The sequence below is a fragment of the Brevundimonas sp. 374 genome (assembly GCF_900102995.1).
Classification (GTDB): domain Bacteria; phylum Pseudomonadota; class Alphaproteobacteria; order Caulobacterales; family Caulobacteraceae; genus Brevundimonas; species Brevundimonas vesicularis_C.
In genome coordinates this window covers 388185-402585 of sequence record NZ_FNKT01000001.1, presented here as the reverse complement: position 1 = coordinate 402585, position 14401 = coordinate 388185, and the positions used below count along the sequence as shown (strand labels likewise).

Sequence of the window (14401 nt, the reverse complement as noted above, 5' to 3'; positions counted from 1 at the left end):
CGCGATCAGCTGCCGGATATCAACAGGGCGCCCGCATAACCCCGCGCCACGACCGACTGACGCGCCGCCTCGGCCGCATTGGCGCTGTCCCACGGCCCCACCACGACGTTGAACCGCCCCGCGCCCCGATCGGCCCGCACCCAGCCGCTCAGGCTGTCGGCGATTCGCCCGGCCTCGACCTGATCCGAGAAGCTGCCCGCCTGGACCCAGAAGGTCGTCACCTCCGCAACCGCGACCGGTGAGGGGGCGATAACCGGCGCGCTGACGCGCGGGCTTACAGGCGGGCTGGCCGGGACCGCGCCTCGCGGCATCGGGGCCGAGGCCCGCAACATCGTACCCCCGCCCTGCTGCGGCGCCCGGCCGAGGTAGCGCACCCGCACCCGCCCCACGCCCTGCGACAGCATTCCCAGTTCGCTCGCCGCCTCGCGCGACAGGTCGATGATCCGGCTGTCCACGAACGGCCCGCGGTCATTGATCCGCACCACCAGCCGCCGCCCGTTCTCCAGGTTCGTCACCTCGACCAGACCGGGCAGAGGCAGGGTCTTGTGGGCCGCCGTCAGGGCATGCATGTCGAACCGCTCGCCGGTCGAGGTCGGCCGCCCGTTGAAGGCGTCGCCGTACCAGGACGCCATCCCGACCTCCTCATAATCCGGCTGTTCCTTGGGCGTGTACCAGCGCCCGCGCACCTGATAGGGCCGCATCGTCCCCGACACGATCGGCGCGGGGTCCTTGACGACCGGCGGACGGTCCTCGCCACGCCCGGCGACCGTCCCGCGCACGCCCGCGCCGCCGACGGTGGAACAGGCGGCCAGCAGCGAAAACAGCCCCAGGACCAGCGCGCCGCGCACTCCCTGTCCAAACGTCATCGACCCGCCTCGCAAAAAATACGAAAACAGGATGACCGAAGACATTTCCGCTTTGGTTAATGACCCATTCGCCTGCTATGGCGTCCGCCTCCGCTGCGGCGGCAAGGAAGTGTGGCCGAGTGGTTTAAGGCACTGGTCTTGAAAACCAGCGACGGTGAGAGCTGTCCGTGGGTTCGAATCCCACCGCTTCCGCCACTTACGCTCGGTGCTATAAAGCAGGGGATCACAACTCAAAGCACTTGACTACAAAACCTCAAGGTTGAATGACGAAGGTCATCACGGGGGTGACCATGTCAAATCAATCGACCGGCCTGAGCGCCGATACGCAGGCGCTGATGGCGTTCGAGTCGAACAAGAAGTCAGCGGGTGTCGCTTACTTGCTTTGGTTCTTCACGGGTGGAGTCGGCGGACATCGCTTCTACGCGGGCCGCACGGGTTCCGCCGTGGCCCAACTGATGCTTACGATCCTGGGCTGGGCGACCATTTGGTTTGGCCTTGGCTTCGTCTTTCTGAGCGCGCTCGGCATTTGGTTGTTGGTTGATGTCTTCCTTCTGGGCGGCATCATCCGCGCCTACAATGCCGACCTGATGGTTCGGCTGAACGCGGCGCCTCGTCGGGAAACCGCATCCGTGGACGACCTGGCCAAGTTCGCGGCTCTGCGCGATAGCGGTGCGATTTCCAGCGACGAATACGAAGCCCAGAAGCGGCGCATTTTGGGTGTGCCCGGCAACGCCGTGGTCTGAGGCGACCGCGCGCCCGCATTAACGCTTGCTATTGCCTCGTCTGCCTTTAGGAACCCGGCTCCCCTGCCTGGAGCCCTGCCATGACGGCGACGAAACCGATGACGATCGGGATCGATTTCGGCACGACCAATACGGTCGTGGCCCTGACCGATGCGGACGGCCTCGCCCATCTCGTGACCTTCGACGCCATTGAGGGCCAGACGACCACCTTCCGCTCGGCGCTCAGCTTCCAGACCCATCCCGGCGTGGACGGCCAGCCGCCCGAGCGTGTGGTCGAGGCCGGGCCCTGGGCCATCGCCGCCTATGTCGAGGACCCGCTGGAGACCCGCTTCATCCAGTCGTTCAAGACCTTCGCCGCCAGCGCCGCCTTCACCGAAACCCGGATCGACAACAAACGCTACGCCTTCGAGGATCTGCTGGCCGCCTTCCTACTGCGCCTGCGCCACCATGCCGGCGACGCACTGACGGATGCCCCGCCCGCCGTCATCGTCGGCCGCCCCGTCACCTTCGCGGGCGGCAATCCGGACGAGACCCTGGCCCTGTCGCGCTATCAGACGGCGTTCGAGCGGCTGGGCTTCACCGACATCCGCTATGCGCACGAGCCGGTCGGCGCGGCCTTCTATTTCGCGCGCCAGTTGAAGGCGGACGCGACGGTCCTGGTCGCCGACTTCGGCGGCGGCACCAGCGACTTCTCCATCATCCGGTTCGAACATACGCCCGACGGCCTGCGTTCGACGCCGCTGGCGCGCTCGGGCGTGGGCGTGGCGGGCGACGCCTTCGACTACCGGATCATCGACCAGCTGGTCTCGCCCGAACTGGGCAAGGGCGGTCTGTACAGTTCGGTCGGCAAACAACTGCCGATTCCCCAGCGGTATTATTCCGCCTTCGCCCGCTGGGATCAGCTGGCTCTGCTACGGGCCTCGCGCGACATGCGCGACATCCGCGCCCTGGCCCGCACCGCGCTGGAGCCGGAGAAGATCGAGCGCCTGATCGAGGTGCTGGACGACAACCACGGCCATGATCTGTACCGCGCCGTGTCCGCGCTGAAGATGGCCTTGTCGGCTGACGACCAGGCGACCTTCCTGTTCCAGGCCGGCGGCGTCCATATCGAAAAGCCGGTCGCCCGCGCCGATTTCGAACGCTGGATCGCGCCGGAACTGGCCGCCATCGAGGGGGCGGTGGATCAGGCGATGGCTCGCAGCGGCCTGGCGCCCGACGCCATCGACCGCGTCTTCCTGACCGGCGGCACCTCCTTCGTGCCGGCCGTGCGGGCGCTTTTCCAAAACCGCTTCGGCGCCGAGCGGATCGAGACGGGCGGCGAGTTTGAATCCATCGCCGCCGGCCTGGCCCTGATCGGCCGCGAGGCGGATCTGGACCTGTGGAGCGAAAAGGCGGTCTAAATCCCGCCCTAGAACCCTTGCGCCCGCGCCACCCGTTCGGCGTGGAACCCGGCGTCGCCCAGCAGTTCGTTCAGCACCCGCACCCGCTTCATGAACAGGCCGACGTCGAACTCGTCGGTCATGCCGACGCCGCCGTGCATCTGGACCGCCTCCTGCACCGCCAGCTCGGCGACCCGCCCGGCCTTGGCCTTGGCGATGGAGGCGGCAAGCGGCGCCTCCTCGCGCCCCTCGTCGATGGCGATCTGGGCGCCGATCGTCGCCGCGCGCGCCAGCTCCAGCTCCGAGAACAGATGCGCGGCCCTGTGTTGCAACGCCTGAAACTCGCCGATCAGCTTGCCGAACTGTTTTCGCGTCCGCAGATAGTCCATCGTCGTCTTGAACGCCTGATCGCCCGCGCCGGTCAGGCTGGAGGCCGCGCAGGCCCGCCCCAGGTTCAGTGCGCCGTCCAGCAGCGCCTCCCCGCCCCCGACCGCGCCGATCACCGCATCGGCGTCAACCGCCACATCAGTCAGCGTGATCCGCGCCGCATTGTGCGCGTCCACCATCACCGTGCGCTCGACCGCGACGCCCGCCGTCGCAGGATCGACCAGGAACAGCGTCGTCCCTTCCTCAGCCGTCGCGACGACGATCAGGGCGTCGGCCACATGGCCGTCCAGCACGAAGGCCTTGGCGCCGTTCAGCTTGAAGCCGTTGCCCGCCCGCTCGGCCCGCGTGGTGATCCGCGATGGCGCGTGTTTCGCGCCCTCATCCACCGCCAGCGCCAGGATCGCCTCGCCCGCTGCGATCTTGGGCAGCCAGGCCTGCTGCGCCTGCGATCCGCCGTCGATCAGCACCTTGGCGGACAGGATCGACGATCCCAGATACGGCGACGGCGTGAGGGTGCGGCCCAGGCTCTCGGCGATCACCCCGGCCTCGACCGCGCCCAACCCCATGCCGCCCAGCGCTTCGGGAATGATGACGCCGGCGAAGCCCATCTCGCCAAAGGCCCGCCACAGGTCGCGCGACACCCCGTCGGCGTCATGCTCGTCCCGCAGCTTTCTCAGATGGGCGATGGGCGCGTTTTCATTCAGGAAGCCGTCGGCGGCGTCCTGCAACATCGTCTGTTCTTCGGTCAGGATCAGCGGCATCGTCTCATGCTCCCGGCAGTTGCAGCAGGTGTTTGGCGATGATGTTCAGTTGAACCTCGCTGGTGCCGCCCTCGATGGAGTTTGCCTTGGTCCGCAGCCAGTCGCGCGCGGTCTTGCCGTCGTTCGACCGCTCTCCCTCCCATTCCAGCGCATCGGCCCCGCCCGCCGCCATCAGCAGTTCATGGCGCCGCTTGTTCAGCTCGGAGCCATAGTATTTCAGCATGGAGGCGATGGCCGGATGCGCCTGTTTGGCCTTCACCTGATCGCCGACCCGCTCCATCGCCAGGCCGAAGGCGGCGGCGTCGATCTCCAAGTCCGCGATCCGCGCGCGCAACATCGGCTCGTCCAGCCGCCCGGCCTCGTCGGCGCCGATGGCGTCCAGCGCCACCTGACCCACAGGCCGCCCGCCGCCGACCTCGCCCATCGCGCCGATCATGGTCCGCTCGTGCGCCAGCAGGTATTTGGCCACGTCCCAGCCCCGGTTCAGCGTCCCGACCAGGTTTTCCTTCTCCACCCGGACATCGTCGAAGAACGTCTCGCAGAAGGGCGACTTGCCTGAAATCAGGGTGATCGGCCGCGTCGTCACGCCCGGCGTCTTCATGTCGAACAGCACGAAGCTGATGCCCAGATGTTTGGGCGCCTCGGGGTCCGTGCGCACCAGGCAGAAGATCCAGTCGGCCTTGTCGGCGTAGGAGGTCCAGATCTTCTGACCGTTGACGATCCAGTGGTCGCCCCGATCCTCGGCCCGCGTCTGGATGGACGCCAGATCGGATCCCGCGCCCGGCTCGGAATAGCCCTGGCACCAGCGAATCTCGCCGCGCACGATCTCGGGCAGGAAACGCTTCTTCTGCTCTTCGGTCCCAAAGGCCAGCAGCGCCGGGCCCAGCATCCAGACGCCGAAACTGGCCAAGGCCGGCTGGGCTTTGATGCGGCGCAGTTCGGAGGCCAGCACCTTGGCCTCCTCGCGGCTGAGGCCGCCTCCACCGTATTCCCTGGGCCATTCCGGCGCCGTCCAGCCCCGCGCGCCCATCCGCTCCAGCCACAGCTTGTGCGCCGGGGTCTTAAAGGTGGGGTTTCGCCCGCCCCAGATCATCTCGTCATCGGCCATCGGACCGCGACATTCGGCCGGGCAGTTCGCCTCCAGCCAGGCGCGCGTCTCGGCGCGGAATTGCTCCAGATCGGTCATTCCTCGTCTCCCATGGCGTGCGTCGCTGACCGGCCGAAACCGATGCGAGACATCGTTGGGAATGACCTTATCCAGGAAATCCCCGCCTTAGAAAGCGAAACCTGAATGCCGATCACCTAGAGCCTGATCGGCTGAGGTGGAATCGCTTCGCGATTCCGCTGATGCCGTGAATCAGGCTCCAGATTGATGCTGGAGCGAAATCTGAGCCGAGTTGGACTGCATCCAACTCAACCGATTTCGCTATAGCTGACGTAACGTCAGATCAGGCCGTGACCCTTGGGCAGTTCAGCGTAGCGGTGAACCCGCGTCGCCATCACCAGACCAAAACCGATCATGACGGTCAGCATCACCGTGCCGCCATAGGACAAGAGAGGCATCGGCACGCCCACGACCGGCGCCAGACCCATCACCATCGCCCCGTTGATCAGCACATACAGAGCGAATGTCGCCGTCACCCCCGACGCCGCCAATCGCCCGAAGTGGCTGTGCGACAGCGAGGCGATCCTCAGCGAGATCAGGATGATGGCGGCATAGGAAGCCAGAAGCGTGAAGGTGCCCACAAAGCCGAACTCCTCGGCGAAGGCGGCGAAGATGAAGTCGGTCTGGCGCTCGGGCAGGAACTCCAGCTGGCTCTGGCTGCCCAGGCCGAACCCGCGTCCCAGCGGCCCGCCCGACCCCATGGCGATCTTTGACTGCACGATCTGATAGCCCTTGTCCGACATGTCGGCCTCGGGGTTCAGGAAGGTCAGCACCCGGTGCCGCTGATAGTCATGCATGCCGAACATCACATAGGGCGGCACCAGCACGGCGGCGGCGATGATCAGCGGCAGGATGATCCGCCAGCTCAGCCCGGCGACGAACATGATCGCCGCCCCCGTCAAACCGATCAGCATGGCCGACCCCAGATCCGGCTGGTGGGCGACCAGCAGGAACGGAAGGCCGATGATCCCGACTGGGAAGATCAACTTCCAGTGGAAGCTCGCCTCCTTGGCCGATGCGCCGTGATACCAGCGCGCCAGGGCCAGCACGACGCCGATCTTCATGATCTCGGACGGCTGGATGCGGGTGAAGCCCAGGTCCAGCCATCGCGTGGCCCCCAGCGCCGTATAGCCCAGCGGCGTCTCCACCAGCGCCAGCATGAACAGCGCCATCCCATAGATGGGATAGGCCAGGGCGAACCAATATCGGATGCTGATCAGCGACAGCATCAGCATCAGCGCCAGACACAGGCCGAACCGGATCAGGTGTTTCATCGCCCAGGGCGACCAGGATCCGCCCGCCACCGAATACAGCATCAGGGCGCCGGTGCCGGACACCACGCACAGCAAGGCCGTCAGCCGCCAATCGATCTGGCCCAGCTTGGTCGAGACGCGTTCGCGCTCGCCGGGACGTGACAAGGCCGAGGCGGTCATCGGCCGGGCTCGGACAGATAGGGACGCGGCCCGCTAGTCGCAGACGGCGCAGGGCGGCTCGGCTGCGGCGGAGCCACGACATCGGGCTCGGGCGCGGCGCCGACCACCCCGTCCTCGACGATCGCGTCGCCGGTCGGTTCGGGCGGCAGCGGCCGTTCGATGCGGGCTCGCATGTCCGGATCCTTGAGCAGCACGGTGCGCATCACCTCACGCGCACGCGGCGCGCCGGCGGTCGCCCCGCCCTTGCCCCCGTGTTCGACGATGACGGCGACCGCATATCGCGGCGCATCCACCGGCGCGAAGGCCACGAACAGGTTGTGGTCCTTCAGCGCCCAGATATTGCTCTTTCGCGAGCCGGAGCCGTAGTTCCGGACCTGCGCCGTGCCGGTCTTGCCGGCCATCTGGATGTCGCCAAGGCCCAACTGGCTCTGGCGATAGGCGGTGCCGGATCGATCGTTGGCCACGGCGATCATGCCCTGGCGCACATATTCGACGTGGGCCGGATCGAACGGCAGGTCCGGCGCCTCGGCCCCGCTGGGCTGTTCGACGCCGCCGATGGACTTGATCAGACGCGGCTGAAGCTGCTTCTTCCCGTTCGCCAACCTAGAGGTCATGACCGCCAGCTGCAGGGCGTTCACCGTGATCGCCCCTTGGCCGATGGCGACGGAAGTCGTCTCCCCTGGATGCCAGACCGGATCGCGCGGGAAGGTCCGCGCCTTCCATTCCGTGGACGGCAACAGACCCTTGCGCTGGTTGCCGACGCCGATGTCGAACTCGTGCTCGAAGCCCAGCGCCAGCCCGGCCTTGCGGATATTGTCCACGCCCGCGCGGTTGCACATGGCGTAGAAATAGACGTCGCAAGAGTTCTTGATCGCGTCGTGCATATTCTGGGTGCCATGCCGCCCCCAGCAACGTTGCACGCGGTTGCCGGTGCGATAGGCGCCGCTGCAGAAGACGCTGATGTTGGGATCGACGCCGGCCTCCAGCAGGGCCAGCGCCGTCGTCGGCTTGAAGGTCGATCCCGGCGGGAAGGTGCCGTTCAGCGTCTTGTCCAGCAGCGGCTTGCGCTCATAGTCGGCCAGCGCGCGATAGGTCTTGGTCGGCACCCCGCCGACGAACAGGTTCGGGTCGAACGACGGCGCCGAGACCATGCACAGGATGTCGCCGTTGCGCACGTCCATGACGACGCAGGCGCCCGACTCGTCGCCGAACACTTCCAGCGCCCGGTTCTGGACGTCGGCGTCCAGCGTCAGGACGACTTCCTTGCCCGGCACGGCCGGCCGCGAGCCGCCAATATCCTCGGCGACCACCCGTCCGCGCGCGTCCACCTCAACGCGGTTGCCGCCCGGCTCGCCGCGCAGCGACGTATCCAGCGCCTTTTCGACGCCCTGGCGGCCGATGCGGAAGCTGGGGTTGAACAACAGGGCGGGCGGCTGCTCGCCCTTGTCGCGGATCGCCTTGACGTCCCGGTCCGACACCTTGGCCACATAGCCGATGACGTGGGCGAACGATCCGCCGAACGGATAGTAGCGCGCCTCGTTCATATCGACCATCACGCCAGGCAGTTCGTTGGCGTACTGATTGACCTTGGCGAACTCCTCCCAGGTCAGGTCGCTCTTGACGGGCACCGGGTTGAACTTGGACGCCGCATTGACGTCGCGGATGATCGCGCGACGGCGCTCCAGCGTGTCGGGCAACAGCCGTCCCAGAAGGTCCAGAGTCTGGTCTAGGTCCTTAGTTTCGTCGCGCACGACCAGCACACGGAAGCTCGGTCGGTTGCCGGCGATGACGACGCCGTTGCGGTCCTTGATCAGGCCGCGCGGCGGCGGGACCATTCGAAAGTTGAACTGGTTCTGCGACGACAGGGTCGCATATTCCTGAGCCTGAACGACCTGCAGCTGGCCCAGCCGTCCGATCAGCGCAGTAATCCCCAGCGCCGTCGCCCCGCCCAGCACGAAGGTGCGCCGCAGGAAGGACCCCTGACGCTCATTCACATCGGCAAAGAAGATCGAGGGCTCGCCGCTCATCGGAACCGAATATCCCCGTCGTCGAATCGCTCGAGCATCCAGTTGGCGATCGGATACAGCAGCAGAGTCGGCGCGACCTGTCCGACCAGCGGCAGAATCGCCGGCGCGTTCGTCGCTCGCATGGTCACTACCAGATAGGCCAGAAAGAAGGCGCCCAGCGTACAGGCGGCATAGGCTCCGAAGCGGATCAGCCCCTCATGCCCCGCCAGCAGATTGCGCGACAGCAGCACCGTTCCATAGACGCCCATCAGGCACAGCGCCCACAGACCCAGCGGCGTATTCCAGAACAGATCGAGGAAAAGGCCGATCAGAAACAGGACCGCCGGCGCCAGCATCGACGGCCGGATCAAGGGCCAGGCGAAGGCCAGGATCATCGGAATGACCGGCTCGGGCAGATGCAGACCGAACAGCTGGAGCGGCGTTCCCAGAACGACCGTCGCGGCAAGGACGAGCAGGGCCGGATAGACGATCCACTGCAGAGGCCCGACAACGCGAACCGCGACGGGCCGTCTCACGCCGCGCCTCCCGGAGCGGACGCCGGCGCAGGGCTGGGCGCCGTCGGTGCAGGCGACGGGGTCGAACCCGCAGGCCTCGCAGACGTCACGGCCGGACGAGCCGCCGTCGGCGCAGCGGCGGGCGCAGGCGTTGGCGCTGGCGTCGCGGCCGCAGCACGCGCCCGTTCGGCCTGGGCCTGTTGCGCCGCCGCGCGACGGGCGGCGGCGTCACGGATCGCTCCGACCTCGGCCGCGTTCGGCTCCGGCGCCGTCGTCAGGCCTGCAAGCGGCGGCGCGTTCAAGGCGTTCGGGCTGACCAGTTGTCCAAAGCTCTGGAACAGCAGCACGCGGACATAGTCGATCGCCCCGTGGTCGCTGAACAGTTTGACCCGCCAGGCGCCGTCCACGCCCTTGGCGGCGACCCCGATCGGCAGACCACGCGGCAGACCGCCGCCGTCGCCTGAACTCAGGATACGGTCACCCGCCTTGATCGAACCGGATCCGCGAATGAACTCCAGACGCGGGCTGTCGCCGCCGTCTCCGGTCAGCATGGCGCGCGCATCGGTGCGCTCGATCATCACTGGGGTGCGCGACGCCACATCCGTCAGCAGCACGACGCGGCTGACGCCGCCCGTCACGCCGGTTATCCGCCCGACCAGACCGTGTTCCGTCACGACCGGATTTCCGATCCGCACGCCCTTGGCCGAACCGACGTCGATCAGCTTGGCGTTGGAGAAGGGACCGCGCGATTCCGAAATCGCTCGCCCCGTGGCCATGGGCACCGGCGGCTCGGTGCGCAGACCCAGCAGGGCCTCATAGCGGCCATTGATGTTCTTTTGTGCGATCGCTTCGTCACGCCAGCCGCGCAGTTCGGCGATCTCGGCCTTCAGGCGGCGGTTCTCACCGATGGCGAAGAAATAGCCGCCGACATAGTCGCGCGCGGCCCCGGCCCAACGCACCGGCGCGGCGAAGACCCCGCCGACAGGCCCGGCCGCCGCTTCGAATCCGCCGCGCGCCGCGCCCATGGTCGAGCCGCCCTCGGACGTGGTCCGGTCGCCCAGCAACAGGACGATCGCGCCGATCACGGCCACGACGACGACGACCGCGGCGGTCCACGCCAGCGGCACCTTGATGTTTTCAAAAGGGCCGTCGCGAAACGCCACGGGCGACCTTCCACTCAAAGGGGTTGGAATCGGCAGGACGCCCCCTGCCGCTGAACCTGCCTATCGCAAAATCAAGGCCGGAATGGAACCGTGATCACGCAGGCCAGACAAGGATTTGCAGCCAAGCTTTCACCTGGCCGCAACGGACGGATCAGAGCGCGGAGTCGAGCACGCCCTTCATCCAGCGCGGGTGCTCCAGCACGCGGCCGCAGCCGATGGCTACGCAGGACAGCGGATCGTCGGCGACGGAAACCGGCAGGCCGGTGTGATCGCGGATCTCGACGTCCAGACCGCGCAACAGGGCGCCGCCGCCCGTCAGCATGATGCCCTTGTCGGCGATGTCGGCGGCCAGTTCCGGCGGCGTGGCTTCCAGCGCGACCTTCACGGCCTCGATGATCTGGGTGACCGGCTCGGCCAGGGCTTCCGCCGCCTGACGCTCAGAGATGCGCACCTCGCGCGGCACGCCCTGCATCAGGTCGCGGCCCTTGACCTCGATCGACAGGCCTTCGCCGTCGGCCGGGATGCGGGCGGTGCCGATGTCCTTCTTGATGCGCTCGGCGGTCGTTTCGCCGATCAGCAGGTTATGGTTGCGGCGCATGTAGCTGATGATGCTGTCGTCCATCTTGTCGCCGCCGACGCGGACCGAACGCGAATAGACGATGCCCGACAGCGACAGGACGGCGACTTCCGTCGTGCCGCCGCCGATGTCGACGACCATCGAGCCTGTCGGCTCGTGGATCGGCAAGCCGGCGCCGATCGCGGCGGCCATGGGCTCGTCGATCAGGCCCACGCGGCGGGCCGAGGCGTTCAGGCAGCTGTCGTTGATCGCACGACGCTCGACCGCCGTGGCGCCCGACGGCACGCAGACGATGATCTTGGGGTTCACGAAGCCCTTGCGATTATGAACCTTGCGGATGAAGTGCTTGATCATCTCTTCGGCGACTTCGAAGTCGGCGATGACGCCGTCGCGCATGGGGCGGATCGCCTCCATGTGGCCCGGCGTGCGCCCCAGCATCTGCTTGGCCTCGATGCCCACGGCGTGAACGACCTTGCGCCCCCCGACGTTTCTCAGCGCCACGACCGACGGCTCGTTCAGGACGATGCCCTTGCCCTTCATGTAGATCAGGGTGTTGGCGGTGCCCAGGTCCATCGCGATGTCGTTGGAGATCGCGCCGAAAAGGGAGAAGCTCATGGGAATCGATACCGTTGTTAGCTGGCAGGGCGTCTATATGTCTCAGTCGACCTGGCGACGCCCCAACTGCCCTGACATCCCCACGCCGGACAGTTCCTGATCGTCTTCGCCACGCCTACTAGCGGCGGGTTTGCCCGTATGAAACCGGGAATACAAGCCCCGATGACAGTGTCGTCATATGGAGAGGGCTATCGAGGCACGACGCCTGTGGACACCGGCTTCAGGATGTCGGCCTGCCGTCGCGCTTCGGAACGACGGCCAGGGCGTCCGCCGCCTCCATCGTGGGATACAGCGTGTCCTCCTCGCGGGCGACCCGATGCGCCAAGGCGCCGATCAACCCCTTGGTTACAGAGGCGAAACGCTCCCGATCCCTCAGAATGCGGGCCTGTGACCACTCTTCGAAATAGTGCGCCCAAACGCCGCTCAGAGCCCCCATGTCCTCAACATAGTGCTGCGCCAGGTCGCGAACCGAATGATCTTGGGACCGCATCAGGACGGGATAAAGTTCGCCGTCCTCGATCGCGAGATGCTCGGTCAGAGCCGTATTCAGCGCACGCATCAGCTCACGGGCGCGGATCGCATCGTCCGACGTTTTCATAATGGCGGCGGTCCCGCCCAGGGCGCTGGCCAGTCGAATGATCCGGCCGTGCTGCGTCTTCAGAATACGGACATCCATGGCGACGCCTCCAAAGCAACACCATGCAACCTCTGGATGAACGGAATCTAAATAGCAGGCTAAGCAAATCCCCTCAGTCGCCGCGCGCGATCTCGCGCCGCTTGACCAGTTCACGCACCAACAGCATCAGCGCCAGCCAGGCCAGCGCCACGCCAGCCAATATGGCCGAGGTCCAGATCCCGTCGCCGCTGACCGCCGTCATGAAGGATCCGCCGAAGAAGGCGACCAGCGCGGTCTTCGGCAATACCCCCAGCGCGCACCCCGCCAGAAAGCCCGGGAACGACGCCCTCGCCGCCCCGAACGCCATGTTGACGACGATGAACGGCGCCGACGGCACGTTGCGGATCATGAAGCTGGCGTAGAAGGCGTTCTTGCCGACGAACCGCGTCAGCCGTCCGACCGTCTTGCCGCCGTGCCGCGCCAGCAGCCGCGCCGTGGGTCCGCGTCCCAGCCAATAGGTCACGCCCGCCGACACGACCGTCGCGATCCAGCTGTAGAGGAAGCCGAACCACGGCCCGAACGCCACGACGCAGGCGGCGATCAGGATGAACTGCGGCGCGCCGAAGAAGGCCGAAATCGTGAACACCACGATGGCGGCTACCAGCCCCCAAGGCCCCTGACGGAACCCGCCCAGCCAGTCTTCCAGCCGCCCCTCGGCCTCCAGCCCCAGTTGGCTCTTGCCGACGGCGAACAGGGCGATCATCGCGCCCAGCAGCAAGGCCGTCGCCAGCACGGCGCGCCAGCGACGCGCCTCCATGTTCGACAGAAAATCGATGATCCAGCGCATCAGAGCCGCCGCTTATCATCCCATCTCTGCATTAGCGAGCATCAGCGCATTGTCCCGAGGGGCGACGCCGCGTAAACAACCCCGCCTCCCCGGCAAAAACTTCCAAAACCACGGGATAGTTCATGTCCAGCCTGCAATCTTCCGCCCTCGCCCGCGTCAAGCCCTCGGCCACCATCGCCGTCACCGCGCAGGCCCGGAAGCTGAAAGCCGAAGGCCGCGACGTGATCGGCCTGGGCGCAGGCGAACCCGACTTCGATACGCCTGAAAACATCAAACAGGCGGCGATCGACGCGATCAACCGCGGCGAGACCAAATACACCGACGCCGACGGCATGCCCGAGCTGAAGGCGGCCATCGTGGCCAAGTTCAAGCGCGAGAACGATCTCGACTATACTGCCGCCAACATCCACGTCGCGCCGGGCGGCAAGCCCGTCATCTTCAACGCCCTGGTCGCGACGCTGAACCCCGGCGACGAAGTCATCGTGCCCGCCCCCTATTGGGTCAGCTATCCCGACATGGTGCTGCTGGCCGGCGGCGAGCCCGTCACCGTGATCGGCGAGGAGAAGGACGGCTTCAAGCTGCTGCCGGCCGTGCTGGAGGCCGCGGTCACGCCCCGCACCAAGTGGCTGATCCTGAACAGCCCGTCCAACCCCACCGGCGCAGCCTACACCCGCGCCGAATTGGAAGCCCTGGCCGAGGTCCTGCGTCGTCACCCCCACGTGTGGGTGCTGACAGACGACATGTACGAGCACCTCGTCTACGGCGACTTCGAATACACCACCATCGCCCAGGTGGCGCCGGACCTGATCGACCGCACCCTGACGGTCAATGGCGTGTCCAAGGCCTACGCCATGACCGGCTGGCGTATTGGCTACGCCGGCGGGCCCAAGCCTCTGATCGACCTGATGCGCAAGGTGGCTAGCCAGACCACGTCCAACCCGTCCAGCATCAGCCAGTGGGCGGCCGTCGAGGCGCTGAACGGGCCGCAGGACTTCATCCCCGAGCGCAAGGCCGCTTTCGAGAAGCGCCGCGATCTGGTCGTGTCGATGCTCAACCAGGCGGCTGGCGTCACCTGCGCCACGCCCGAGGGCGCCTTCTACGTCTATCCGTCGATCGCCGGACTGATCGGCAAGACCACGGAAACGGGCGTCGCCATCGACGGCGATTCCACCTTCGCCGCCGAACTGCTGAATGCCGAGGGCGTGGCCGTCGTTCAGGGCGAGGCCTTCGGCCTCAGCCCCTATTTCCGCATCAGCTACGCCACCTCGGACGCCGTGCTGGAAGAAGCCTGCACCCGCATCCAGCGCTTCACGGCCTCGCTGCGCTGA

At 66.7% G+C, this 14401-nt stretch carries 13 protein-coding genes and 1 tRNA gene; 4 read left to right on the top strand and 10 right to left on the bottom strand.

The features are described 5' to 3' along the window. Positions 1–5: 5 nt before the first annotated feature. Positions 6–866: a septal ring lytic transglycosylase RlpA family protein gene (locus tag BLR19_RS01910; protein ID WP_176758253.1), complete on the bottom strand. Its 861-nt coding sequence runs from the start codon at positions 864–866 to the stop codon at positions 6–8. Between the two features lie 105 nt (positions 867–971). Between BLR19_RS01910 and BLR19_RS01905 the strand changes: the two genes are divergently transcribed. From BLR19_RS01905 to BLR19_RS01895, 3 genes are all read left to right on the top strand, one after another. After that, positions 972–1061, top strand: a tRNA-Ser gene (locus tag BLR19_RS01905). Positions 1062–1129: 68 nt separating this feature from the next. After that, entirely contained in the window at positions 1130–1609 is a 480-nt protein-coding gene (locus tag BLR19_RS01900; RefSeq protein ID WP_091746548.1) for an NINE protein, read from the top strand. Positions 1610–1689: 80 nt separating this feature from the next. Continuing rightward, positions 1690–3009, top strand: a complete 1320-nt coding sequence (locus BLR19_RS01895) for an Hsp70 family protein (protein ID WP_091746545.1) — start codon at positions 1690–1692, stop codon at positions 3007–3009. An 8-nt stretch (positions 3010–3017) separates the two neighbouring features. On the opposite strand, the gene BLR19_RS01890 is transcribed toward BLR19_RS01895, so the two are convergent. The 9 genes from BLR19_RS01890 to BLR19_RS01850 form a co-directional block, all read right to left on the bottom strand. Next, positions 3018–4136 (bottom strand): acyl-CoA dehydrogenase family protein, encoded by a 1119-nt coding sequence (locus tag BLR19_RS01890; protein WP_091746542.1) that lies wholly within the window; start codon positions 4134–4136, stop codon positions 3018–3020. 4 nt (positions 4137–4140) lie between these two features. Beyond that, positions 4141–5322: an acyl-CoA dehydrogenase family protein gene (locus BLR19_RS01885; RefSeq protein ID WP_091746539.1), complete on the bottom strand. Its 1182-nt coding sequence runs from the start codon at positions 5320–5322 to the stop codon at positions 4141–4143. Between the two features lie 257 nt (positions 5323–5579). Then, positions 5580–6734 (bottom strand): rod shape-determining protein RodA, encoded by a 1155-nt coding sequence (gene rodA / locus BLR19_RS01880; protein WP_039243638.1) that lies wholly within the window; start codon positions 6732–6734, stop codon positions 5580–5582. Continuing rightward, entirely contained in the window at positions 6731–8761 is a 2031-nt protein-coding gene (gene mrdA, locus BLR19_RS01875; RefSeq protein WP_039243637.1) for a penicillin-binding protein 2, read from the bottom strand. Before mrdA ends, rodA begins: the two co-directional genes overlap by 4 nt. Then, entirely contained in the window at positions 8758–9276 is a 519-nt protein-coding gene (locus BLR19_RS01870; RefSeq protein WP_091746536.1) for a hypothetical protein, read from the bottom strand. The genes mrdA and BLR19_RS01870 overlap by 4 nt, the downstream gene beginning before the upstream one ends. Further along, a complete protein-coding gene (mreC, locus tag BLR19_RS01865) occupies positions 9273–10418 on the bottom strand; it encodes a rod shape-determining protein MreC (RefSeq protein ID WP_091746533.1) in 1146 nt (381 codons plus the stop codon). Before mreC ends, BLR19_RS01870 begins: the two co-directional genes overlap by 4 nt. Before the next feature lie 151 nt (positions 10419–10569). Beyond that, positions 10570–11610, bottom strand: a complete 1041-nt coding sequence (locus BLR19_RS01860) for a rod shape-determining protein (RefSeq protein ID WP_017504801.1) — start codon at positions 11608–11610, stop codon at positions 10570–10572. A 220-nt stretch (positions 11611–11830) separates the two neighbouring features. Beyond that, the gene (locus BLR19_RS01855) at positions 11831–12286 is read right to left on the bottom strand and encodes a hemerythrin domain-containing protein (protein ID WP_091746530.1); all 456 of its coding nucleotides are present in this window, start codon (positions 12284–12286) and stop codon (positions 11831–11833) included. Between the two features lie 73 nt (positions 12287–12359). Beyond that, on the bottom strand, positions 12360–13073 hold the full coding sequence (locus BLR19_RS01850; protein ID WP_091746526.1) for a TVP38/TMEM64 family protein: 714 nt from the start codon (positions 13071–13073) through the stop codon (positions 12360–12362). A gap of 122 nt (positions 13074–13195) precedes the next feature. Here BLR19_RS01850 and BLR19_RS01845 point away from each other — a divergent pair, with 122 nt between their 5' ends. Continuing rightward, a complete protein-coding gene (locus tag BLR19_RS01845; protein ID WP_091746523.1) occupies positions 13196–14401 on the top strand; it encodes a pyridoxal phosphate-dependent aminotransferase in 1206 nt (401 codons plus the stop codon).

Coding starts and splice junctions, on each gene's coding strand:
- BLR19_RS01910 (WP_176758253.1), bottom strand. CDS start 866: ATGACGTTTGGACAGGGAGTGCGCGGCGCGCTGGTCCTGGGGCTGTTT.
- BLR19_RS01900 (WP_091746548.1), top strand. CDS start 1,130: ATGACGAAGGTCATCACGGGGGTGACCATGTCAAATCAATCGACCGGC.
- BLR19_RS01895 (WP_091746545.1), top strand. CDS start 1,690: ATGACGGCGACGAAACCGATGACGATCGGGATCGATTTCGGCACGACC.
- BLR19_RS01890 (WP_091746542.1), bottom strand. CDS start 4,136: ATGCCGCTGATCCTGACCGAAGAACAGACGATGTTGCAGGACGCCGCC.
- BLR19_RS01885 (WP_091746539.1), bottom strand. CDS start 5,322: ATGACCGATCTGGAGCAATTCCGCGCCGAGACGCGCGCCTGGCTGGAG.
- rodA (WP_039243638.1), bottom strand. CDS start 6,734: ATGACCGCCTCGGCCTTGTCACGTCCCGGCGAGCGCGAACGCGTCTCG.
- mrdA (WP_039243637.1), bottom strand. CDS start 8,761: ATGAGCGGCGAGCCCTCGATCTTCTTTGCCGATGTGAATGAGCGTCAG.
- BLR19_RS01860 (WP_017504801.1), bottom strand. CDS start 11,610: ATGAGCTTCTCCCTTTTCGGCGCGATCTCCAACGACATCGCGATGGAC.
- BLR19_RS01855 (WP_091746530.1), bottom strand. CDS start 12,286: ATGGATGTCCGTATTCTGAAGACGCAGCACGGCCGGATCATTCGACTG.
- BLR19_RS01850 (WP_091746526.1), bottom strand. CDS start 13,073: ATGCGCTGGATCATCGATTTTCTGTCGAACATGGAGGCGCGTCGCTGG.
- BLR19_RS01845 (WP_091746523.1), top strand. CDS start 13,196: ATGTCCAGCCTGCAATCTTCCGCCCTCGCCCGCGTCAAGCCCTCGGCC.